Genomic DNA, 20,336 nt, shown 5'->3' with positions numbered 1-20,336 from the left:
CGCTCGTCCGACCCGGCCTCAACGAGCCCGACCTCCGTGCGCCCCGGCCTCAGCCCAGATGCACCGTGACGGTCTTGGGGCGCTGGTACTCGCCCAGCGCGAGAACACTCAGATCGGTCCCGTGCCCCGAGCCGCCACGGCCCCCGTGCGGTAGCTCCGCCGTCTGTTCCAGGTGACAGTTGACCCACACTTCACCGCAGTTCAACCGGGCGGCCACGGACAACGCACGACCGACCGAGTCGCCCCAGACGCTCGCGGCCAGGGCCTGCGGAACCCCGTTGGCCAGCTGGACGGCCTCCTCCACACCGTCCGCCTGCTGAACTGTCAGCACGGGACCGAACACCTCCTCGGTCACGGCCGGGGCGTCCGCGGGCAGATCCGCGAGCAGCAGGCTCGGTCGCCAGTACCCACCGCTCTCCTCTGCCCGAGCTCCGATCTGTCCGGCGTACCGGATGCCGGCCTCGGTCGCCGTCACGAGCCGGTCGTACCTGGCGGCCTGCGCCGGTGAGTTCAACGGGCCGAAGTGAACGCCGGCCCGACGCCCGACCATCGCCTTTGCGAGCCCCTCGACGACCTCCTGGTGGTTCTCGCGGAGGGTGATCACCCGGGCGGGCGCAGCGCAGCTCTGGCCGGCGTTGTAGGTGCAGGCGTCGGCCAACGCGTCATAGGTGTGGACGGGAGCGTCCGGCAGCACGATGGCCGCGCAGTTCCCGCCCAGCTCGAGGCTCACCCTCCTCAGCCCCGCCCGGGCCGCGATGTCGAGGCCGGCGCGCTGACTCCCGGTGAAGGCCACCATGTCGACCTGACTCGCGACCAGCAGCCGGCCCGTCCGCCGGTCACCGGGCAACACCCGCAGGACGTCGGCCCCGAGGCACTCCCTCGCGTGATCCGCAAGCAGCAGCGCGGAGTCCGGCGTGGTCTCGGCCGGCTTGAGGACGACGGTGTTGCCGACGGCGAGCGCCGGTGCACACCGCCACATCGCCATCAGCAGCGGGTAGTTCCACGGCACGACGGCCGCGACCACGCCGAGTGGCTCCCAGCGGACCCAGCTCTCCCGCCCGGGCAACCGGCCGCCGGCCGCCGGCGCAAGGTCGGCGCGAGTGGCGCCCGCGTAGAAGCTCAGGACGTCGGCGCACTGCTGGACCTCAGCCACCGCGTCAGCCAGCGGCTTGCCGGTCCCCGCCCGCTCCGCCTCGGCGTACTGCGCGGCGTACTCGCTCATCAGCGCCGCCAGGCGCAGCAACCGGGCCGACCTCTCCCGGGTCACCAGCGAACCCCACGCGGGTTGCGCCGTACGGGAGGCCGCGACCGCGACCGCCACGTCGCGCTCCCCGCCGTTGTCCAGCCGTCCCCGCTCCGATCCGGTCCGAGGATCGGTGAGGCACGTGACATTCTCCTTCGACAGCATTCTGGGCCCCCTTCACTAGCCCGGGCCGGACGTCCACGTGCCGTGCCACGGGTCTGCGTATCCGTCGTCAGAACCTCTGGTCGGTCAGCCGCACCCCGGGTCGGCCTCGTGCCGCAACAACCGGGACACCTCAAGGCGGGCGAGCTTGCCGTTCGCGAGCAAGGGCAAGGAGTCGACGAAGCGGACGAGCCGCGGCACGTAGTCAGGGCCGAGGCGCTCCTCGATCGCGGCGCGCAGACCTGCCGCGTCGACCCGGGCCGACTCCCGGACGGCCAGGATGCCGAGCACCTCCCCGGCCGTCCGGTCCACGGCGCTGCCCGCCGCCACAGCCCGAACTCCGTCGACACCCAGGAGGACGCGCTCCACCTCCTCAAGCCCGACGGTGTGGCCCGCAACCTTCACCACGTGCTTGGCCCGCCCGGTGACCTGGAAGACCGGGGCGCCGACGGCAGTGCCCACCACCTCCCGGCCCAGGTCGCCCGTGTGCAGCCACCCCCCGCGCAGCGCCTCCGCAGTGGCGGCCACGTCGCCGAGGTAGCCGATCATCACGTTGGGGCCACGAACGACGATCTCGCCGGTGACCCCGGGCGGCACGGGAAGACCGTCGGCTCCCAGCACCGCGACCTCGTTACCCGCCAGAGCGGGACCGACCGCCGGGATCTCCGCCTCCGTCATCAGCTGCGCGTAGCCGGCATCGTCGAGATCCGGCGGCATCAGGCAGGAGAAGTTGGCGGCCTCGCTGAGCCCGTAGCCCTGCACGATCCGCTTCCCCAGCCGCTCGTGAACCCTGCGCGCCGTCGGCGCCGCCAGCGGCGCGGCGGCTGATACGAAGTACCGCAGCTGGGAGAGGTCGGGTGCGCCGCCCGAGCGCTCCGTCACGGTCGAGAGGATGCTCGGCACGGCACTGGCGATGTGCGCCGCGGTCGCCGAGACGGCGCTCAGATAGGAGAGCGGTTCAAAGGTGTCAGCCATGAACAGCCGGCCACCGGCGATCGCGGACGCGAAGCCGGTGAACTCGAGTGCGTTGACGTGGAACAGTGGCAGGCAGGCGAACAGTCGGGTGCCCGGCCCCAGTCGATGGTGCGCCGCCACCGCGGCGACGTTGGCGAGGATGCCGCGGTGGCTCTGCGCGACCGCCCGTGGCCTCCCGGTCGATCCACTGGTGAAGACGACCACCGCGATGTCGTCGGCCGCCGCGGCCGGGACGGGACGGCCGGCCAGGCCCGGACGGCCGGTTTCGCGGGCCGCAACCTGCTCCTGGAGCGTTCGGTAGTCGACCGCCCCGACTCGCTGGTACTGCTCGGCGACCCGGGTGTCCGCGTCCCGCGGGTTCGCCAGCACGACCGCGGCGCCGGTCCAGAGTGTGGCCAGGATGGTGACGAAGCTGTCGATGTCGTTCAGCGGCCGTAGGCCCAGGCGCGTGCCCGAGGCCACACCGAGGGACGACAAGGCCGCGGCACGCGCGCGTACCTGCGTCAGTGCCTCGCTGTAGGTCACCGTTCGGCCGACGGCCCGACCGCCCGTCACGCCGCTCACCACCTCGGTGAGCAGGGGAGCGGACGGCTGTGCCGCGGCCCGGTGCGCGAACGCGCCGACCACGGAACCGTGCCGCGGCCGCGCTGCGGCCAGGACAGGTGGACCGTGGTAGGCGTGCGCGGCCACCCAGTCGGCCGGTGCCGCTGCCGGCTTGGACAGAGTCATGCTGTTCCTCTCCGCTGATCCCACCGGTCCTGCCCGTGGGCCGGGTCAGGTCGTCTTGGCGCCGGCGATCTGCACCCACGCTCCGCGCTGCGCCTTGCTGTCCACTCCGACCGACCAGATCGCCCGCCAAACGGTGGCCTCGTCAACAGCAGGACGGGCGGGGCCCGGGCCGCCCGAGGAGCCGCGGGGCTTGTCCAACAGAGCCAGCAGTCCGTCGAGGTCCTCGGAGGGGAAGAGCAGGGCCGTGATGCCGGCAGCGAAGCCCAGTTCCGAGGTGAAGCCCAACTCCGCAGCCCGTTCGACCAGTTCCTCGACCGCGGCCTGTCCGCCGAGGTCCTGGACGACGCGCTGGAAGTCGCAGATCTTCACCAGGTTCCAGTCGAGGTTCCACGACTGGTACTCGATCTCGGTGGCCTCACGATGAAGGTGGAGGGCGAGTTGCAGCGCGAGGTCCGGCCGGCTGACGACCCTGATGCCCTCGCGGCTCTCGGACCGCTCGAGCAGCCGCTCGGCGGGCACCCAGTTCCCGTGGGTGGTCCCGGATCCGACGCGGAAGCGGACCTGGGCGACCAGGTAGTCCACCGGGCCGGAATCGACCTTCCGCAACAGGTTGGGCAACCCGCGGCCCTGAAACAGGTACTTGCGCAGGTCGTCCTGGCGCGGAGGAAGGATCGCCTCCCGGCTGTGCGAGTACTCGCCGTAGGCGAAGCCTCCCCGCCGGAACACCTCCTCGATGCCGCGAAGCTCGTCCCGCCGGCCGATGAAGTCGACGTCGTAGGTCTTGCGCTCGATCCGGCTGTACTCCCTGCCGAACATCGCGATCCCGCCCTTCGAGACCGCCAGATCCACTCCGGCCTGCTCGGCGATCGCACAGATCTCGACGGCAGCCGTGGCGTAGAGCTCGCTACGGAGGGCGTTCACCTTCTGGAGCTGCTTCCAGTGGTTCAACAGCAGCAGGTGGAGGTTCCCTTCGACCAGTGCCAGGTCCAGGGCACCCGTGGTCTGGAGACGGGTATAGACGAGAAAGGCGACCTTGTGCCAGAGCGCGGCCAGGAAGAGGTCGCTCCATGCCAGAGCCTCCCCCGCGAGCTCGCAGATCCGGGCGTCCAGCGCCGGGTCCCGCACGAGACACGCGAGGATCAGCTCCCGCTCCGCCCCACCGAGTTCTTCAGCCATTCCCATCCCCCGTCAGCGCGCCGGCGATTCGACCGGGTACCGCGACAGCAGCCCGGCCACCTGACCCAAGGTCCTGAAATTGGCCGAGTCGATGTCCGCGTCGTCGAACCGGAATCCACCCAGTCGCTCCAGCTCCGAGACCAGCTGGAAGAGCATCAGGGACGAGATTCCCAGCGAGCGGAGTGCCGATTCCTCGTCCCAATTCTCGACCGGCCACGGATCCCGGGTCACGATACCGATCGCCTGCGCGATGATCTCACGTATTTCGTTGGTGCTCATTATGGAATCGACCTCACCATGCACGATTGTCTCAGCGGATACCTGGTCGAAGCAGCCGTGCGGCGGCAGCCGAGGCGCTCCACGGAAAAGCTCGTTTGCAGCTGCTCGGGGTCGGCGACGGCCGGCCCCGAGATCCTAGTCGCCGCGGTGCGCACCGAACTGTTGGAGGAATTCGTCCAGGTGCGCAAACAATCCGTCATCCTGCGAGCGCGGCATGGTGGCCACCTCCTCGTGGCACCAGCCGCTCAGCTTGACCGTGCGCACCTGCCGAGCCCGGGTGCGACCGGCAGTGCGCGGAGCCCGCAGCCCGTCCAGCGGGTCGCGGTCATCCGCAGCGAAGCAGAGGATCGGACAGGTCACATCCCGCAGCCGGTCGCCCAGAACGGTAGCATCGTCGCCCAATCCCGAGCGGATCTCGCTCACTTGGGCTGCCGGCCACCACCGGTCCTGAGCCAGCCGCCAGCGCAGCCGATCCTTGACGGCCGCCGGCGTGCCGGGTGCGGATATCCGCGCGAGCGCACCGCGGACATGCCGGTGATGACGGTTCGGATTGGCCAGCACGCCTGTCGGAACGAGGTCATGACTGTCAGTCAGCCCGTCCGGAAGCCCACCGTCCATCGCCACCACTCCCTGGACCGGAAGGTCCGCCGCGGCCAGGAAGGCGAGCGTCGCCCCCATGCTGAATCCGCACAGAACGACTGGCCTTTGCTTCAACTCCCGTCGTACAGAGGCGACCACGAGTGCCACGTCGGCCAACAGGTGCCTGGTCCGCACGGTCGCGATCCGGCCAGGAGTGAGCGCCTCGCCGTCGACCTCGGAGGAACGGTAGCCGACGGTCACGGTGGGATACCCGGCCGCCGCCAGAGCGACGCGCAGATCCGACCGGGGCTCCTCGACCGCCCACAGCCGGGAGTTGCACCATCGACCTGGCAGGTAGACGACGACCGGACCGGCCAGTAGCGCCCGGCTCGGCTCCAGCATCGACAGCCGCCTGTGCGGCGCAGCCGTGGAGAGCGGCAACCCGCCCAGTCTCACGCCCACTTCAGGCAGGCGGTCCAGCACCGACGACGCCCACAAGTCCCCCTGTGCAACTTCCCCCGTTGGCATCGCACGAACCTCCTGACGCCCTGGTCCCATCGGGTACATGCACGATCATGTGCCCGCCCACGCCCTTTCGTCCAGAGCATCCAATGATCAATTGGCGCCCATCCGAAGAAAGCCCAGGTGAGCCAATATGTAACCGAAGGACATCGACACGCCACGATCAAGTCAGTATGCTCATGACCTTGAAACGGCCGCCCTGAATGGTTGTGAATTCGGCATGCCCGCCGACCGGCACACCGCGCCGCGCCGATCGGTCTCGCGCCGGCCCAACCGCCGAACCGGACATACGGGGGATCTCGTGGACCTCAAGGCCATAATGGACGAAACCGGCAAAGACCTCCACGCGTGTCTGCTGGAGTTGACCGGCGAGCAGGCTTATCTTCCACTCGCCGCCGGTTATCTCGCCGCCTATGCGGCCAAAGACGAGGAGATCCGTCGCCGGGTCCGAATATCACTCGTCCTGGAGCATGCCCAGAGCGGAATCGACCGGCTCTTGCACCAAATAGTCCGGGCCGGTGTTCCCGACGTGCTGGCGATCTCCTGCCAGGGCTGGTCCGTTCCGGTGGCCGATGAGATCGCCAGGCGGGTACGCACACTGAATCCCGATGCGACCATCGTCTACGGTGGCAACCACGTGTCGCATCAGGGGCGGGACTTCTTCGCAAGCCGGCCGTACGCCGACATCCTCGTCAACGGCGAGGGCGAGGAGACCTTCAGGGACATCCTCCTCCGCTGCCTCGTCGACCGGCGCGACCCGGACCTCGCCGATGTCCCCGGCCTGAGCTTCCGGACGAAGACCGGCGAGATGGTCACCACACCCGACCGAGAGCGACTCGCGAACCTGGACGAGATACCGTCGCCCTACCTGCACGGCCTCCTCGACGAGTTCCTGGACTCCTGCGAAACCGCACTGCTGGAGACGAACCGGGGCTGCCCGTACCACTGTTCGTTCTGCTACTGGGGACAGGCCGTCGGCCAGCGACTGCACAGCTTCTCCTACGATCGGCTCAAGGCCGAGATGACCTTGCTCGCCGCCCGCGGGATCGACTCCTGGTACATCTGCGATGCGAACTTCGGCATCCTACGACAGGACGCCGACATCGTGGACGAGATCGTGCGCCTGCGCCAGGAGTACGGCTTTCCCAAGACCGTCCACACGAACTGGGCCAAGAACTCCAACCAGCGCATCGTCGAGCTCTGCGCGAAACTCAACAAGGGCGGCGTCCACAGTACGTACACGCTGGCTCTGCAGTCCACCACCGAGTCTGCGTTGCAGTTGGCGAACCGCGCCAATATGAAGATCAACAAGATCGGCGAGATCGCCCGTCTCTGCCGACAGCACGGTGTGGTCCCTCGTGGCGAGCTGATCTGGGGGCTTCCCGGCGAGACCTACCAGGAGTTCCTGCGATCCTACGACGACCTGGCGGAGTACACCGACGCGCTGTCGGTGTATCCCCTCTACATCCTGCCGAACACCGAGTACCACCGCAGCCAGGAGGTGCTGGGTATCGTCACGACGAAGGTCGAGCCCGACACCGACTACGCGTACTGCGTCGAGCACGCACAGATGACCGCAGACGACTTCCTCGCCGGCCTGAGGTTCATCATCTCCAACAACATCCTCAAAGTGGGCGGCATCCTGTTCCGGCTCTACCCCAGGGTCGCGTGGTCGGTCGCCGGCGTGCCGTACCACCGGACCATCGAAGGCCTCGCCGACTGGGTCCTGAACACGGACCACCCGGTCGCCCAACGTTTCAAGAAGTACTACCGGTCCCCGCTCACCACCCACCGGCAGAGTCTCACGGAGGTCTGGCTCACCCTCAAGCGGGACCGCGCAGGCCTGCTCGACATGGTGCACCAGTACCTCGAAGCCACCGTCCATTCCGCGCTGGCGGAACAAGGCGCCCAGGTCGAGGTGCTTCGGGAGGCGCTGAGGTTCGACGCGGAGACCTACCCTGTGATGGACAGCCGCATCCGCGAGGAGCAGGAGAGCGTCGAGGAACGCTACGTGCGAACGAGCACCTTCGCCTACGACTTCCTCAGCGTCAAGCACGGTGAGAGCCGTCAGCTCACCCCCGGCCGCTTCGTCTACACCATCGACCACCCGGCGGGACTGTGGCGCTACCCCATCGAGAACTGGTACTTCGGGCTGCTCAGCTACCAGGCCAAGGTGGCGCGGATCCAGGAGAACTCCACGGAACCCGACAGGCAGGCAGAGCTGATCCGGGCGGGCGACCACACCCTACGGAAGGTGTCCCTGTGATCGAGCCGAATCGGAACGTCGCCGACTTCCGTCCGCCCCGTACCGCCGCCGCCAACCGCGTCGGGAACATCGTCCGCCTGGGTCACAACGAGCGAACGGCCCCGCTGCCGGACTCGGTCGTCGAGGAGATGCTCTCCGGCATCACCCCGGAAGAACTCACCGCACTGCCCGAACTGGAGGGTGTGTATCAGAAGGTGGGCGCTCACCTCGGCGTCGACCGGGACGCCGTGCTGCTCTGCCACGGCGCCGATCAGGGCATCAACTCATTGTTCCAGGCGTACATCGGCCCCGGGGACGAGGTCGTCTACGTCAGTCCGACGTATCACCGGTACTCGCAGTTCTGCCGGCTCTACGGCGCAACCGCCGTGGAGATCGGCTACGACGCGGCGTTCGGAGCGGACCTCCCCTCGCTCACGTCGAGCATACGAGCCGCCACCAAGCTGGTTGTCCTGGTCAATCCGAACAGCCTGTCGGGCGCCAGTCTCGACCTCGACCAGATCACCACAGTCGTCGAACAGGCTCAGCGGCACGGAGCGCTCGTCCTCGTGGACGAGGTCTACTTCCACTACTGCGGCGTCAGCGCGCTGCCGCTCCTGGACACCTACGACAACCTGGTCGTCGCCCGCAGCTTCTCCAAGGCCTTCGGAGTCGCCGGCGTCCGGGTAGGGGTCATGGTGGGCGCTCCGGAGGTGATCGAACAGCTGTGGAAGCTCAAGCCGCGCCATGAGATCAGCTCCGTGTCGGCCCGCATCGTCGCCTACCTGCTCGACCACCCGGAGATCATGGAGACCTACGTGGCGAGCGTCAGAGCAGCCCGGGTCAGGTTCGAGGCCGAACTCTCCCAGCGCGGGTTCGACACGGTCGGCGGCGAGTCGGCATCGCTTCTCGTACGACTTCCGACCGGGTTGGAACGCGCCGCGCTCGCAGCGGACTTGTGGAAGGCCGGCTACGAGGTCAGCGCGGGTCTACCGGTGCCCTACGAGCGCTATCTCAGAATAACCGTGGGCCCCTGGGAGCAGATGGCACCGTTCGTGGAGGTCTTCACCTCCGTCGTCCGCTCCGCCCAGGAGAAGAAGGAGGCGGGTCTGCGACCTGCGGAGCGCTGAGGTCCGTCCGACGACTCCCGCCGACGGACCGACCCGGGTGCGCGAGTCACGGTGCGAAGCTCTCCGGCGGGCGGACCTCGCCTCCGCTCGCCGGAGAGTGTCCGAACCCCATGTGTCAGACCTCGTAGTCGAACACGATCATCTCCGACACGGCCATCAGTGCGGACCTGATGGGATCGTGATCCGGATGGACATCCCATGCCGCCAGGCCGTCCGGTCCGTCGAAAGTCATCACGAAACCCCGGTCGTACCCCCGGGTGAGACCGGTGCGGTCCCGTCCCACCTCGACCTGAAGCAGCCCGGGGACCCTCCCGATGAATCCCGGAACGGCGGCGACGAGGCGATCGACCTCATGCGGGCAGTCGGTCTTGATCAAGACTATGTGACGCAGCATCAATACCTCCATCTGGCGTGCGGCGGCACCCGTGACCAGTGGGTCCCTACCGCCCGATCAACGTCTGCCGTTCGAAGGAGGATACTCGTGCTCGTCCCGCCAGAGGTGGTCTCCAGCTTGCCCGGCACCCCTGCGGATGCGCGCCAACAGAGCCTGTCCGGATCGTGGGGGTCGCGCAACCTGGCCCGAGTCACCACCGAACAGCTCGACGTCGTCGTAAAGCGGTGGCAGGGGTCACGACGGCTAGCCATGGCCGCCGCCGAGACCTCGGCACTCACGACCCTGGCCTCCGCCGGCTTCCACCAGGTCGCCAGGGTCGTGGCGCTGGGCGGAGCACCCGTCCTCCACCCACCCGGGGCGCATTGCGCCTGGACAGCTCAGGAGTACCTCCAAGGCCTCGCGCCTCCCCGTCATGCTGTGGGCGACCAGCGCTTCAGCCGAGAGTTGGGAACGGTCCTGGCCCGGTTCCACCTGGCGCTCGCCCGGCCCGGTCACCTGCTGCACGCTGGTTCCCGGCTTGATGAGCTCCAGCTGCTGCCTGAGCTGACCGGCCTGCTTCCGCCGACGGAAGCGGCGCTGGTCGGTGCGGCGTTCGATCTGGCCGTCAGCAGGATGGAGGAGGTCCTCGCGTTCCCCCTCGGCTTGTTGCACGGCGATCTCAACCTGGAGAACCTCCTCCAGGGCCCGAACGGCCTCCAGCTGATCGACCTCGAGTTCAGCCGCGTGGACGTCCGTCTGCTCGACCTCGCGGCGCTCGCCGCCCCGACCCGTGATTCCGCGGGACGGCTCCAACTCGCTCCCGAGGGCTTCGTCCGGAGCGTGGGCTCCGCCTATCAGGAAGAGTTGAACGGCACCGGTATCCGTCCCGACTCCACCCAGTTGGCCCTGCTGCCCATCGTCTCCCTGCTGCACTTCCTGCTGATCCTCACCGATCAGCTGCGGGCCCGCTCTCCGCACGTCGCCAGCGTGCTCCCCGTGGTTCCGCAACTGGCCCTGCGGGCCGGCTCCTTCGCGCGCAGGAGGCGGCGACGGTAGAACCAGTCGGGCGGCTGTTGCCGGACGGGCCCAACCACCCCCACTTGGCGGCCGCTGCGCGTGGGTCCTGCTCAACCGCTGCTCAACCGCACCGAGCCCGGAGAGCCAAGAACGGCGGAAGCCCAGCACGTCGCCGGTTCCCGGCAACCACCTGGGCGCTCGGGGCCGGCTCGGTGACGGCCTCGATCAGAAACCCGTGCCGGACGAGAGCGGACAGGTAAGTGGAAATCATTCGATGCTGGTTGCCGGCTCGCCGGACTGCCTGAGGATCGTCGGACCGCCAGAAGCCCTCGGCGCGGTAGTCACCGACAACCCTGCGGGCAGCACCGCCCGAACTCTGCGTCCAGGTCGCCCGGGGCGCCTCGAAACAGGGGTGCGGAATCGTGAACGCCAGGCGACCGGAGGACCGCAGGACCCGGCGCACCGCCACGAGCGCGGCATCGAAATCGGGCACGTTGTTGAGGGCCAGTCCGGCGGTAGCCCAGTCGACCGAGCTGTCGGCGATGGTGTTCAGGACGCACCCGTCATCGATGGCGTACGCCACCGTGCCGGGTGGACTTCCCCCGGCGGCCCGGGCATGTTCGATCATCCGCGCCGACGGGTCGATCCCGACCACAGCCGCACCACGGGCGGCCGTGGCACGAGAGATAACCCCCTCACCGCACCCGATGTCGAGGACCCGAGTGTCGTCGAGCCGCTCGGGCAGCAAGTCGAGCAGAACGTCACAGTTGAACGTGTGCATGGCGGAGCCGGTACGCAGGAGCTCGACATACCAGTCGGCGATGGTGTCCCAGGTGTCTGTCATCGCGTCGGAACCCTAACAACGTCTCACGGCCCGCCCTGGCAGGCACGCGGAAAGCCTCGGCAAGGAAGGCAGCCGACCGCCGCGCGGGAACCACCATGCGGCCATCGCCTGCCTCGCCCCTCACGTCGAATCGACACGGCCGCCAAGACCGCTCTGAGACACGAGCGTTACCGACTTCGGCTTGTCAGGGTGATGTTGGGGTGTCGAGGGTCAGGCCGGTGCCGGCTATGAAGCCGTCGAGGGTGTCGGGTCGGTACTGGAGGCGTTTGAGCCGATTTCGGACAAGTGCTTCGAGTCGGTCGAGGGCCATGACGGCGAGGTTGGCCAGGCTGTGTCCGACGTGTGCCCAGACCCACTCGACGGGGTTGAGATCGGGTGAGTAGGCGGGAAGGAGGAAGACCGTCAGCCACGCGCGCTGGGCGACCAACTCGCGCATGGCGTGGGAGACATGGGCGTTCAGACGGTCCCAGACCAGCACGATCGGCGCCTTGACGAGGTAGTGCACTCCGTCGACCAGGGCAATGAAGTCCCGCTCGCCCATGCTGCGGCGCTTGCCCTTGCCCGCGGGGTGGGTGATCAGCCGACGGCACAGCCGGGCCCGGGAACCAGGTCGCATCGCGATCGGCCCGGCCACCGACAGGCGCCCCGAGCGGCGGCTGCTGACCGTCACGACCGGAGTACGGCCGCGCCGGCCCCAGGTGCGTCCTCTGGGCGGACGGCGGGCGAAGCCTGCCCCGTCCTCGAAGCAGATGTAACCCCCCGCAGGCCGCCCGCACGCTTTCACCTCCTCCCAGGTCACCTCCTTCCACGCGGCGACGGCCACCTCGTCCCGCTCAAAGCCTCCCGGCGCACCCGTCCCGCAGCGGTCAGCCCGCCCCCATCCGCATATCTCACACACCACCAGATACAGCCACCGCACCACACCCATCAGGGACTTCTGGACAGTTCACCCTGACGCGCCGAAGTCAGTAGGAGCGTGGGTCAGTAATGAACCCGCTGGCCGAGGGCCGCGCGTTGGTACTCAAGATCCACGCCGATGCGGGTGTCGTCGTCCCTGGCTCCCCGTACGTCGACCCGTCCATGTGGGGTCCGCTGATTTTTCGCAACCGCCCGCGGCAGCGTGAAGGCGCCCGTCTCCGTCCGAGGCGGACCGGACGGGGTGTCACCTACCGGCATTAGGTTGGGGGAATGAAGCCTTTCACGATCGATGTTCCCGACTCGGTGCTCGACGATCTCAGGGCCCGGTTGGCGCGGACCCGTCTGCCGGTGCGTTCCCCGGGCGCCGCCCGCTGGTCGGCCGGGACAGACCCGGACTACCTTCGCGAGCTGCTCGATTACTGGGTGGCCGGTTTCGACTGGCGGGCACGTGAGGGCTGGCTCAACTCGTTCCCGCAGTACCTCGCCGATGTGGACGGGCAGACCGTCCACTTCGTCCACGTACCCGGTGTCCGTACGGCGGGCGGGCCCGCACCACTGCCCCTGGTGGTGACGCACGGGTGGCCGTACTCGTTCGCGGAGATGCTGCCGCTCGTGCCGCTGCTCACCGATCCGGTAGCACACGGTGGTGACCCCGGCGACGCGTTCGACGTCGTGGTGCCGTCACTCCCGGGGTTCGGCTTCTCCACACCGTCCGGCAACGGCCCGGTGACTGGTCCGGCGGTCGCCGAGACCTGGGCCCGGTTGATGAGTGAGGTGCTCGGGTACCGGCGTTTCGGTACGTACGGTGAAGACATCGGCAGCAGTGTCAGCCACTGGCTCGCCGCCGGGCACCCGGACAAGGTCGTCGGGATCCACGTGGCCCAGGCCGCATACCCGCCGGTGGAGCGAAGCGGCGACCTCACCGCCGCCGAGCGGGAGTTCCTGGCCTGGTCGGCAGCGAAATGGGACAACGCCACCGCATACGCCGAGCTCCAGTCCACCCGCCCCGACACACTCGCCGCGGCCCTGCTCGACTCACCGTCCGGGCTGGCCGCGTGGCTGGTGGAGAAGTTCCGGGAGTGGAGCGACTGCGACGGTGACGTCGAGCGCCGGTTCAGCAAGGACGAGCTCCTGACCACGATCATGCTCTACTGGGCGACGGGCACCATCGGGTCCTCTTTCCGTCCGTACTTCGACCAGCGCGGGGACCGCAGGCTGCCGCTGCCCGTGCTCACCGTCCCGGCCGGGATCACGGTCGGCGTCGGTGATCTGGGCATGCCCAGATCACTCGCCGATCGCACCTACACGGACATCCGCTACTGGCACGACCTGCCCTCCGGCGGCCACTTCGTCGCCAACGAGGAACCCGAGCTCGTCGCGGCCGACATCCGCGCGTTCTTCCGCCCGCTCAGGCAAACGGACACACTCCGCTGACCTGCGGCTATCTCCAGGCAGCGGGGTGGTAGTTCCCGGGCTTCACAGGATCAATTCCCAGGGGGACGGCCGGGGCGGAGGCAACGGCAAGCCGTGCTGCCCGGAGCGTGTACATCCCACACGTGGCTCCCGCCGCGGGTGGAGCAGGATCACCTCGTCCCGCCCCGTCGGCGGGCGCCCGGTCCGGCCGAGCGCCGGATGGAGGGTGGGCGCCGGCGACCGACGAGGCCGCCAGGGGCTGAGCCGCGAGCCGCCTTGGCGAGGGAGGCCGGGATCCGGGCGGGCTTGGCCAGCACCGTTCGCGCGAATGCCGCCAGGCCGCAGACAGTCAACCCGCCCCGGTCGGGGTGAGGGAGACATCCGGCGTTCTGCTTCTGCTGTTCGTCGAAGGGTGCGCAATGGCGTCGATGCCGGGGTTGCTGGAAGTGCGGAGAGCGTCTGCCCGTGAGCGGGTGGAGGCGCTGCGGGAGGAGGCGGTCGTGCGGCTACGGCCTTGGAGGCCGGTGAGATCGAGCTGGAGCAGCGGGTGATCGCGCGCGAAGAGCTCGTCGAGGCCCTGTCCGTATCCGCCGGAGCGACCACTGCCGCGGCGGTTTCACGGGGCCCGGGCCTTCAGCTTGTCGGGGTGTGCCCTCCGCGTCCGGACCGACCCCCAGAAGCCCACCAGGCGAGTGAACTTCCCAGCCCCGTCAGGGCGCACAGCCCGCAACCCGGCCGGCAGTCCGGGAATCTGACCTGTGTCCCACCCATCCACACCGGAAGGAAAGTCCCCACATGCTGGCAACCACCCACTCCTCGTCCGCCCCCACAGCGGTCCGAGCCCACAACAACCCTGGCACACCCCCCAGCCACCCGAAAATCCTCAACACATGCTCCATACCCATGATTTGAGGACTCCAGCACTAACCGCGGGTCGCCGGGGGCCGGTGCATCAGACTGTGCCCGCGGCCAGTCGATGTGCCGCAGAACCGGAGGCAGTGCTTCATGACCCGTTACAGCGTCGACCCCGAGCGGCACGAGCTGATCGCCACCTGGGGAACCGGCGAGGGCGATCTCGCCGCCCGCACCACAGCTGTCCCCGCCGAGGCCCAACTCTCCGCTCTCCTGGGCCTGGCCCGCACCCTCACCCACCTCTCCGAGGCGGCGTGGCGCACCTGCACCCATCCCGCCAGCGCCGCCGCCTCCATCGAGCCCAACTCCGAGGGCTGGCGCCGCGAGGAGGAACGCAAGTCCTTCGACGAGGTCCCCGGCGCCATCGCGCGGCCCAACCTTCCCCGGGACGGCATGCTCGACGTCTGGCGCCTCCCCCGTCCAGGTCGCCGCCGCCGACCGCCTCCTCGATTAGAACCCCTTCGGCCCCGCCGCGTTGCTCACCGAGATCGACCCCACCGCCGCCGCGGTCGCCGCCGCACACTGGCTCGCGGCCGCCGTAGAGGTCACCGCCGAAGCCGGCGGCCACTCCCTCACCACGGTGCTCCTCGAAGCCGACGACATCGAAGCCCTGCCCCACGAGACCCCCACCCTCGTCCTCGAACTTCTCGAAGCCGGTTCCTCCCCCCTACGACGCGGTCACCGGCCTCGTGCGGCACGCCCTCCACGTCGCCGACGGACTCCTCCCCGACCCCGCAGGCCTGCGCGAACAGCTCGAGGACCTCGACGAGGCTCTCGCCGAACACACCGGCCCGGACAGCGACCCCGAGGACACCGGCCTGCGCCTGACCCCGCTCGACCCCAAGCGCCCCGCCCGCGACCTCCTCGAAGACCTCCTCGCCGGAATCCACGACTGCTGGCTCCTCCACGAGGAATACGACGAACTCGACGACGAGGACGACCTCGACCACGAGAACCGGGACGACGCCGAGCACGCCGGACAGCCGCACGACCGCAGTCGCGGCCACTTCGCCCAGCTCGTTCGCGAAGCCGCGGCCGCCCACCGCGACCGACTCGTCTGACCGCCCGCCGCGCCCACCCGTCCACGGATTCCCCGGGGTCCCGTGGGAACCCGGGCCGGCCGGTACACCCAGCGCACCCGCGGTCGGCCGACCTGGCCCGCTGTTCAGTGACACGACGTAGCCGCATCGAGGGGCATGACCTCCATCCCCAGACCCTCAGGCAGTTACGTACAGTAACGAAATTCCGGGCATCCGCAGTGCCGACCCGGGTATCGAGGGAGTCGTCCGCACATCCGCAGGCCCAGCGGGTCCTCACCGCGAGCCGCAGGTCAGAGGCCTGATCCGGCGTTGGTGATCGCATGGTGGTCGCAGACGACCCTCCGGCCGGTTGCACCACTAACCTCCGCGAGCCGATCAAGAACCAACGACCCGCTGGAGGAACAAGAAGTGCGCAAGTCAGCACGGCCGGGCCGGGTCTACCGCCGCTGCGGATGCCGGGACGCCGACCGGCGCCAGCCAGGGGCCGGGTGTCCGCACCTGCCCGAGGCAGAGCACGGCACGTGGACGTTCGCCGTCGACATCCCCTCCCTCACCGGCCGCAGGCGCACCGTGCGCCGTGGCGGTTTCGAGGACGCCTTCGCAGCCGAGACGGCGCTGCGGCGCTTCCTCGAAGGGCACCGGCTGGGCTTCGACGCCGACCCCCACGAGACGGTCGCCGCCTACCTCACCAAGTGGCTCAAGGGCATGGAGTTCCTGCTCAAGCCCACCACCTACGCCCGCTACCGCACCTACGTGCTCTGCGAGTTGATACCCGTCTTCGGCAAGCTGCGCCTGGAGGAGCTCGCCCACGACCACATCGCCGCCTACGCCCACCAACAGCTCGAATCCGGCCGCGGCCGCCAGGCCGTCCACCACTGCCTCGCCACGCTCTCCAGCGCCCTGGGCACGGTCGTGCGCACGCACCGCCTGCCCTTCAACGCCGCGCAGCCGCTGCCCATGCGCAGGCCCCGCCCCGACGAACGCGTCCCCTGGACCGCGGAACAGGCCGTCGCCTTCCTGAGTCACTGCCGCAACGTCGACCCCGCCTTCGCCGACCTCTTCGAGGTCATCATCGACACCGGCCTGCGCAAGGGAGAGGCACTCGGCCTCCAGCGCCCCTGCGTGCGGCTCGACGACCGCGTCATGTACATCCGCCACACCCTGTCCGCGGTCGACAACCACGAACTCGTCCTGACCGCCCCGAAGACCAGGAAGAGCCGCAACTGGGTGCCCCTGGCCGAGCGCGTCGCCGCCGCCCTTCAGCACGCCATGACCCGAAGCACCGCCAGCATCAACGGCCACGTCTTCCAAAGCCCCGACAGCCAGCCCCTCCACCCGGCCGCCGTCCGCCGGCGCTTCCACGAGCTGCGCGAACAGGCCGCACTGCCCCACGTCACCATCCACGACCTGCGCCACCTCGCCGCCACCCTCGCCCTGGAGGGCAACGTCTCCATGGCCGTCATCTCCAAGACCCTGCGGCACTCCACCCTGTCGACCACCGCGAACATCTACAGCCACCTGACCTGGGACGTCGCCAGGGCTGCCGTGAACACCATCGAGGCAAGGCTCCACCTCGTCGAAGCCCGCACCCAGCGCGGCCCCGACGCCTCCACCGGCTTGCCGAACCCGCTCTTCAGCCACGCGGCCTGACAGCCGCACCGCTGAAGCCGGCTCGGCCATCAGGGCCGACAAACAACCGGGATTCCCGGCCCATAGCTGACACCCGATAAACGTGCGGCCCATCGCAACACATGACGCCGCAGGTTCTGTCGGCAGGCCCATTTCCCGCGAATCCGAGCCCATTTCCCGCGCCGGAGAGGCGAGCGGTCCGCAGTCGACGATGCCCGGGTGTCCGACCGGAAGAACACATGCCCCATCACGACCAGGACGGAGAGGCCCCGCCTGCGGAAACGCACTCAGCGGGGCGACGTGAACGAGCGTTCACGACCACATTGCGACCACCAAAGAAAAAAGCCATCCCCATCATTACGATGGGAATGGCTTCCGACCTGCGTAAACGCTGGTCGGGACGACAGGATTTGAACCTGCGACCCCTTGACCCCCAGTCGCCCGGCCATAACCATCGCTGCACGTCAGCCGGTAGACAGCCCGCGCTGTTCGTTCACCGAAGGACGGCTCAGAGGCGGTGGTGACCGACGCGTGGTCCCTGACAAGTCCCCGAATCTCACCTCTTTCAACCCACCGATTCCGCCGCGATGACTCATCCCATGCGTCAAGCCCTTGACACCCCCGTTGTCGCGGCAAGCGGCTATCCCAATAGTCGACCGCCACTCGTACGTCGGGGTCCAACTCGGCCCCGCACCGGGGGTGCATTCCTCGGCTGTCCCACAGGGCGACTGCCACCCGGCCGGCCCGTTGTGATCACTTACGTCCGCTATCCCCTGCAATCCTCGCCCCCGACGGGCCGCCACCGCCGCCTGCGGCGTGGGTGCTCTCGCCGACGGCGAATTCGTTGCGATCCTCGACCGCCCCGAAGGGCGACCGCCACAAGGACAACGGCACCGAACTCGACATCACCACCGAGTTGCGATCCTCGGCCGCCCCGAAGGGCGACCGCCACTGGTACACCTCAGCCATCGCCACGGCCGGCCGCATGTTGCGATCCCCTGCCGCCCGGAGGGGCGGCCGCCACCCGTGGTGGTGATCCACCCGTCGTCGCACCACTCGCCGTTGCGATCCTCCGTCGCCCGGAAGGGCGACCGCCACGGCCAGGTACCCGCCTTCCTCCCAGACGGTGGCGGCGTTGCGATCCTCGGCCGCCCCAGGGGGCGACCGCCACTGGTCGTCGCGCGGCCCGAGTCCACGTCGAACAACCGGTTGCGATCCTCGGCCGCCCCGGAGGGCGACCGCCACCCGCGCCCTCGTCCTCGGCCAGGCCAACATGTACCAGTTGCGATCCTCGGCCGCTACGAAGGGCGACCGCCACACTGCAGAACGATGTCAAGGGCTACCACACCCGTAAGTTGCGATCCATGGCGATCCCCCGGGGGGGGGGGGACCACCACCCTCCTCGCAATCCGGGCGTTGGGTTCCACAGATCAGGTTGCGATCCTCGGCCGCCCCGAAAGGCGACCGCCAGTCCCTCGCTGCGCCGGTCCGGGTAGCGGGTTGCACGGTTACGATCCTCAGCCGCCCGGAAAGGCAACCACCACTCGAGACCGAGGGCCAGCTGCCACCCCTCGGGCAGTTGCAATCCTCGGCCGCTCGAAAGGACGACCGCCGCGCACTCCCGGTCCTCCCTGCACAACTACTCCGCACAGTTGCGATCCTCGGCTACCCCGAAGGGGCACCACACCCAGTGCCTTCAGCAAGGTTACGATGCGCCTTGGTGTTTCGACCCTCGGCTACCCCCAAGGGGTAAACGCCATCGGTAGTTGGCGCCAGCCCTCGCCTCGTGCCGCTGTTGCGGTCCTCAGCCGCCCCGGAGAGCGACCGCCACGTGCCGTTGCCGTCGTTGTCACGGCCCCAGGCCGCGTTGCAATCCTCGACCGCCCGGGGTGGCGACCGCCGCTTCCATCGAGACCTCGACGTAGCCCTCAGCAACCCTGTTGCGATCCTCGGCCGCCCGGAAGGGCGACCGCCACACCCGCTGCTGCGCTTTGGCGAGGAAGCTACCACGGTTGCGACCCGCGACCGCCCGGAGAACAACTGCCGCAGGGCTGCAATGGTGCCCTGCCTGGGATCAAGATTGTTGTGATCCTCGGGCGCGCCAAACAACGGTCATCACCCGGTAGGTCGCGGTGAACCGCCGCAATAGCGGCCTGCCGCCCAACGATCGAGCGCGAATAATGCTGCGCCCAGTTCTTCGGCCTGAGTGCCGTTGCGATCCTCGGCCACCCGGAGGTAGCCGCCAGAGAAAAGCGTGCTAAGTATATCGAAGCGTGCTGGCGGGTTCCGGCTATTCCACCAGCGCGTTAAGGGTAACTCCCTCGGGGACGTCCGTGTCGACGGTGACTTTGTAGTCGGAGTACGAGCGTGCCGCTGTGTGGCCGAGTGGGGTGACGTGCACGCGATCGAGAAGCTTGTGAGCGGGGCTCTGGCCGTAGGCGTCGGAGTGGCTGAAGACCCAAAGGCTTCGGAGGGCCATGGAGGCGCGGGCGGCGGCGCGGTCGTGTTCCAGCATCATCTCGAAGGCCTGCCAAAGGGCTTGGAGGTCTTCGCTGGTGACGCCGGTCTTGGCGGCGAGCGGGGCCGAGAAGTGGCCGGCGCCCCGGTAGAGGCCGTAGGGGACGATGTTCTTGGTGCCCATCTCGGTCTGCTTGGTGGCCAGGTCCTCGACTCGGGTCGGGGTGACGCGGGTGATGGGGACTTCGATCGTGGTGACGGGGTCGATGGACCTGCTGAACGTGAGCTGCAGGGGGCCCTGGACGCGGCCGGCGGTCCGGTCGCGGTTTTTGCCGGTGGTCATGACGGCGCCCATCATGCGGACGTCGTAGAAGGTCTGGCACATCCAGTCGCGGGCTTCGGACTCGTTGGCGGCGCCGCCGGTGTCGTAGGCGCGTTCGTGTTGGGCGTTGAGGGCGACGCCTGCTTCCACGTAGATGTCGTAGCCGGGGCGGCCGGCGTTCAGGAGGGCGACGGTGTTGCGGATCTTTCGCTTGAGGGCGACGTCGGTGACGTAGCCCTGCATGGTGATGGGGTCAGTGCGGGGGGCGCCGCCGTTGTCGGGGTCGCCGTTGGGGTTGCCGTCAACGATGTCGAAGAGGAACACGAAGTCGTGCTTGCGCGCAGGGTCGAGGTAGGCGGGGATCTTCATGGTGG

General features: G+C 68.8%; 16 protein-coding genes. 7 read left to right on the top strand and 9 right to left on the bottom strand.

The features are described from left to right. Positions 1-49: 49 nt before the first annotated feature. From OH807_RS31100 to OH807_RS31080, 5 genes are all read right to left on the bottom strand, one after another. A complete protein-coding gene (locus OH807_RS31100) occupies positions 50-1,408 on the bottom strand; it encodes an aldehyde dehydrogenase family protein (protein ID WP_406205539.1) in 1,359 nt (452 codons plus the stop codon). A gap of 84 nt (positions 1,409-1,492) precedes the next feature. Further along, positions 1,493-3,109, bottom strand: coding sequence for a class I adenylate-forming enzyme family protein (locus tag OH807_RS31095; RefSeq protein WP_406205536.1), 1,617 nt, complete (start codon positions 3,107-3,109; stop codon positions 1,493-1,495). A 45-nt stretch (positions 3,110-3,154) separates the two neighbouring features. Next, positions 3,155-4,285, bottom strand: a complete 1,131-nt coding sequence (locus OH807_RS31090; protein ID WP_406205534.1) for a nucleotidyltransferase family protein — start codon at positions 4,283-4,285, stop codon at positions 3,155-3,157. Positions 4,286-4,297: 12 nt separating this feature from the next. Then, the gene (locus OH807_RS31085) at positions 4,298-4,564 is read right to left on the bottom strand and encodes an acyl carrier protein (protein WP_406205531.1); all 267 of its coding nucleotides are present in this window, start codon (positions 4,562-4,564) and stop codon (positions 4,298-4,300) included. Positions 4,565-4,699: 135 nt separating this feature from the next. After that, positions 4,700-5,626, bottom strand: coding sequence for an alpha/beta hydrolase (locus OH807_RS31080; protein WP_406205528.1), 927 nt, complete (start codon positions 5,624-5,626; stop codon positions 4,700-4,702). A 259-nt stretch (positions 5,627-5,885) separates the two neighbouring features. Here OH807_RS31080 and OH807_RS31075 point away from each other — a divergent pair, with 259 nt between their 5' ends. Both OH807_RS31075 and OH807_RS31070 read left to right on the top strand, forming a co-directional pair. Beyond that, a complete protein-coding gene (locus OH807_RS31075) occupies positions 5,886-7,931 on the top strand; it encodes a radical SAM protein (protein ID WP_406205525.1) in 2,046 nt (681 codons plus the stop codon). Beyond that, on the top strand, positions 7,928-9,037 hold the full coding sequence (locus tag OH807_RS31070) for a pyridoxal phosphate-dependent aminotransferase (protein WP_406205522.1): 1,110 nt from the start codon (positions 7,928-7,930) through the stop codon (positions 9,035-9,037). The genes OH807_RS31075 and OH807_RS31070 overlap by 4 nt, the downstream gene beginning before the upstream one ends. Before the next feature lie 115 nt (positions 9,038-9,152). On the opposite strand, the gene OH807_RS31065 is transcribed toward OH807_RS31070, so the two are convergent. Next, positions 9,153-9,431, bottom strand: coding sequence for a Dabb family protein (locus OH807_RS31065; RefSeq protein ID WP_406205519.1), 279 nt, complete (start codon positions 9,429-9,431; stop codon positions 9,153-9,155). Positions 9,432-9,518: 87 nt separating this feature from the next. Here OH807_RS31065 and OH807_RS31060 point away from each other — a divergent pair, with 87 nt between their 5' ends. After that, positions 9,519-10,466 (top strand): phosphotransferase, encoded by a 948-nt coding sequence (locus tag OH807_RS31060; RefSeq protein WP_406205517.1) that lies wholly within the window; start codon positions 9,519-9,521, stop codon positions 10,464-10,466. A gap of 82 nt (positions 10,467-10,548) precedes the next feature. Here OH807_RS31060 and OH807_RS31055 read toward each other — a convergent pair whose 3' ends face one another. Further along, positions 10,549-11,271 (bottom strand): class I SAM-dependent methyltransferase, encoded by a 723-nt coding sequence (locus OH807_RS31055; RefSeq protein WP_406205514.1) that lies wholly within the window; start codon positions 11,269-11,271, stop codon positions 10,549-10,551. Between the two features lie 184 nt (positions 11,272-11,455). Next, positions 11,456-12,199 carry a transposase gene (locus OH807_RS31050; protein WP_406205511.1) on the bottom strand — a complete coding sequence of 248 codons (744 nt, stop codon included), beginning with the start codon at positions 12,197-12,199 and terminating at the stop codon, positions 11,456-11,458. Between the two features lie 260 nt (positions 12,200-12,459). Between OH807_RS31050 and OH807_RS31045 the strand changes: the two genes are divergently transcribed. The 4 genes from OH807_RS31045 (at position 12,460) to OH807_RS31030 (ending at position 18,219) form a co-directional block, all read left to right on the top strand. After that, a complete protein-coding gene (locus OH807_RS31045) occupies positions 12,460-13,623 on the top strand; it encodes an epoxide hydrolase family protein (protein ID WP_406205509.1) in 1,164 nt (387 codons plus the stop codon). A 1,580-nt stretch (positions 13,624-15,203) separates the two neighbouring features. Further along, positions 15,204-15,575, top strand: a complete 372-nt coding sequence (locus tag OH807_RS31040) for a hypothetical protein (protein ID WP_406205506.1) — start codon at positions 15,204-15,206, stop codon at positions 15,573-15,575. Between the two features lie 387 nt (positions 15,576-15,962). Continuing rightward, positions 15,963-17,204 carry a tyrosine-type recombinase/integrase gene (locus OH807_RS31035; protein ID WP_406205503.1) on the top strand — a complete coding sequence of 414 codons (1,242 nt, stop codon included), beginning with the start codon at positions 15,963-15,965 and terminating at the stop codon, positions 17,202-17,204. Between the two features lie 823 nt (positions 17,205-18,027). Further along, positions 18,028-18,219 (top strand): hypothetical protein, encoded by a 192-nt coding sequence (locus OH807_RS31030; protein ID WP_406205501.1) that lies wholly within the window; start codon positions 18,028-18,030, stop codon positions 18,217-18,219. A 1,254-nt stretch (positions 18,220-19,473) separates the two neighbouring features. Here OH807_RS31030 and cas7c read toward each other — a convergent pair. After that, positions 19,474-20,331 carry a type I-C CRISPR-associated protein Cas7/Csd2 gene (cas7c, locus tag OH807_RS31025; protein WP_406205499.1) on the bottom strand — a complete coding sequence of 286 codons (858 nt, stop codon included), beginning with the start codon at positions 20,329-20,331 and terminating at the stop codon, positions 19,474-19,476. Between the last annotated feature and the right edge of the window lie 5 nt (positions 20,332-20,336).

It is taken from the genome of Kitasatospora sp. NBC_01560 (assembly GCF_045208415.1).
Lineage (GTDB): Bacteria > Actinomycetota > Actinomycetes > Streptomycetales > Streptomycetaceae > Kitasatospora.
This window is presented reverse-complemented; position numbering and strand designations above follow the sequence as displayed.

What these genes read in the sequence shown, in the direction of transcription:
- OH807_RS31065 (WP_406205519.1), bottom strand. Translation starts at nt 9,431, where the DNA reads ATGCTGCGTCACATAGTCTTGATCAAGACCGACTGCCCGCATGAGGTC.
- OH807_RS31095 (WP_406205536.1), bottom strand. Translation starts at nt 3,109, where the DNA reads ATGACTCTGTCCAAGCCGGCAGCGGCACCGGCCGACTGGGTGGCCGCG.
- OH807_RS31100 (WP_406205539.1), bottom strand. Translation starts at nt 1,408, where the DNA reads ATGCTGTCGAAGGAGAATGTCACGTGCCTCACCGATCCTCGGACCGGA.
- OH807_RS31055 (WP_406205514.1), bottom strand. Translation starts at nt 11,271, where the DNA reads ATGACAGACACCTGGGACACCATCGCCGACTGGTATGTCGAGCTCCTG.
- cas7c (WP_406205499.1), bottom strand. Translation starts at nt 20,331, where the DNA reads ATGAAGATCCCCGCCTACCTCGACCCTGCGCGCAAGCACGACTTCGTG.
- OH807_RS31085 (WP_406205531.1), bottom strand. Translation starts at nt 4,564, where the DNA reads ATGAGCACCAACGAAATACGTGAGATCATCGCGCAGGCGATCGGTATC.
- OH807_RS31045 (WP_406205509.1), top strand. Translation starts at nt 12,460, where the DNA reads ATGAAGCCTTTCACGATCGATGTTCCCGACTCGGTGCTCGACGATCTC.
- OH807_RS31050 (WP_406205511.1), bottom strand. Translation starts at nt 12,199, where the DNA reads ATGGGTGTGGTGCGGTGGCTGTATCTGGTGGTGTGTGAGATATGCGGA.
- OH807_RS31090 (WP_406205534.1), bottom strand. Translation starts at nt 4,285, where the DNA reads ATGGCTGAAGAACTCGGTGGGGCGGAGCGGGAGCTGATCCTCGCGTGT.
- OH807_RS31075 (WP_406205525.1), top strand. Translation starts at nt 5,886, where the DNA reads ATGCCCGCCGACCGGCACACCGCGCCGCGCCGATCGGTCTCGCGCCGG.